The organism is Mycobacterium innocens (genome assembly GCF_900566055.1).
Lineage (GTDB): Bacteria > Actinomycetota > Actinomycetes > Mycobacteriales > Mycobacteriaceae > Mycobacterium > Mycobacterium innocens.
In genome coordinates this window covers 1-2,392 of record NZ_UPHQ01000181.1, presented here as the reverse complement: position 1 = coordinate 2,392, position 2,392 = coordinate 1, and the positions used below count along the sequence as shown (strand labels likewise).

Annotated in this window: 2 protein-coding genes; both read left to right on the top strand. The window is 62.4% G+C overall.

The window, feature by feature from the left end; all coding sequences use genetic code 11:
• On the top strand, positions 1-1,699 hold a 1,699-nt coding region (locus EET03_RS17760; RefSeq protein ID WP_208649084.1), incomplete at its 5' end, for a PPE family protein.
• A gap of 520 nt (positions 1,700-2,219) precedes the next feature.
• The coding region (locus tag EET03_RS17750; protein WP_122508804.1) for a PPE domain-containing protein at positions 2,220-2,392 on the top strand (173 nt) is incomplete at its 3' end.

The following is a 2,392-nucleotide window of genomic DNA, read 5'->3' as shown; positions in this document are numbered from 1 at the left end:
GGATATTGCAGCCAAGGCGGTGGCGGCTCCGTATTCGGGGTGGTTGAGTGCGGCGGCGGCGCGGGCCGCGGGTGCGGCTGCGCAGGCGCAGGCGGTGGTGGGGGCGTTTGAGGCGGCGCGGGCGGCGGTGGTTCATCCGTTGGCGGTGGCGGCTAATCGCAATGTGTTTGTGCAGTTGGTGATGTCGAATCTGTTTGGTCAGAATGCGCCGGCGATCGCGGCTGCCGAGGGTGTGTATGAGCAGATGTGGGCGGCCGATGTGGCGGCCATGGTGGGTTATCACGGTGGGGTTTCGGCGGCGGCTGCTCAGTTGGCGTCATGGTCGGGTTCGGTGGCGGGGTTGCCCGGGTTGTCGGGTCTGGTCGGTGGCGCGACGGGGGCCGGGGCATCGGCCGGCGTGGCGGCCGGCCCACCGTCGGCGCAGGCGGCCAGCGTCGTCCCGGCACCTCTTCAGGGCATCAACTTCGGTTTCGGCAACATCGGCTCGCTCAACCTGGGCAGCGGCAACATCGGTGACACGAACATCGGCAGCGGCAACGTCGGCTCGTTCAACCTGGGCAGCGGCAATATCGGCAGCACCAACATCGGTAGCGGCAACCAGGGTGATATCAACCTGGGCAGCGGCAACGTCGGCAACGTCAACTTCGGTAGTGGAAACTTCGGCAGCCAGAACCTGGGGAGCGGCAATATCGGTAGCACCAATCTGGGTGGCGGAAATATCGGCAACACCAACGTGGGCAGCGGCAATATCGGCGACACGAATTTCGGCAACGGTAATGGTGGTAACTTCAATTTCGGCAGCGGAAACTCCGGGAGTAACAACGTCGGCTTCGGCAATACCGGCAATGGCAATTTCGGCTTCGGCAACACTGGGAACAACAATATCGGCATCGGGCTCACCGGCGACGGTAAAATTGGCTTCGGCGCGTTGAACTCCGGCAGCAACAATATCGGTTTGTTTAACTCAGGCAGCGGTAACGTGGGCTTCTTCAACTCGGGTACCGGCAACGTGGGCTTCGGTAATTCTGGCGTGGGGAACACGGGCTTCGGAAACGCGGGCAGCGTCAACACCGGGTTCTGGAACGGCGGCAGCACAAACACCGGCGCCGTAAATGCGGGGGCCGGCAACTTCGGCTTCTTCGATTCGGGCAACTTCAATGCGGGCAGCTTCAATGCCGGCAACTCGAACACTAGCTTCGGTAACTCGGGCAACGTCAACACCGGCTTTTTCAACGCGGGCGACATCAACTCCGGGTTCGGGAACGCGGGCGACGTCAATACCGGTTTCGCCAACGCGGGCAACACCAACACCGGCGGCTTCAACGGTGGCGCACTCAACACCGGGTTCTTCAGCGCTATAGCCCACCCCGGCCCTAACTCCGGCTTCTTCAATGTCGGCACCGGTAACTCGGGCTTCGGTCAGAACGACCCAAATGGTAGCGGCAACTCGGGTATCCAAAATTCGGGATTCGGCAACTCGGGCTACGTCAACACTAGTACCACGAGCATCTTCGGCGGCAACTCCGGCGCGCTCGACACCGGCTACGGGAACGCGGGTTTCTATAACGCGGCTGTCCAGAACGCGGGCATCGCCATTGCGGGTGTCACGACTTCGGGCATCCTGAACTCCGGGACGGGAAGCTCGGGACTGTTGGTCTTCGGCAACGGGCTTTCGGGCTTCTTCAAGAACCTTTTCTAGCGGCGCCCGAACGCCGATTTTCCGATGGTAAGCCTGTCGATGGGTATTGGGGGGTATTGGGTCTGCGGCAATGGCCGGGTGCTGACCGTGCGGACCTCGAACCGCCGGACGACACATCCGGCGTAGCAGCCGGTCGCCACGGGCTGACCAGGCGGTTCTTGGCATGCGCCGCGCAGTTGGCCGGCGTCGGTGCGCATCAACGATCAGGCCCCGACTGCCGACGGTCGGACATTGCCTTCCCGCCCTGGTGCCGATAGAGAAATCACTCGGCGAACCAATCAAGCGGATCATTGTTTGTCCACGTCATTGACATTACGCAGGGATGGCTGCCTGGCCCCGCCGAGATCGTTCCGAGATCTGGTGCGCTGGTGGACCGGCTCTTATCCAATATTTATGGATAACTCGGCGAATCTGGAGTTTTTCGCTGCGGGTTGGCTTACGATCCGCCCGTGGGTTGGTGAGTGTTCGGGTTCGGTTGGTTGTCGGTGCCGTTGGTGCGGCTGGTTGGTTTGGGGTTGGAATGGTTCCTGAGTTTGCCTGGTTGCCGCCGGAGATCAATTCGGCGCGGATTTTTGCTGGTGCTGGGGCGGGGCCGTTGTTTGCGGCGGCGTCGGCGTGGCAGGGGTTGGCTGCGGAGTTGGCGGGGTCGGCGTCGGCGTTTGATGCGGTGATTGCGGGGTTGACGGGTGGGCC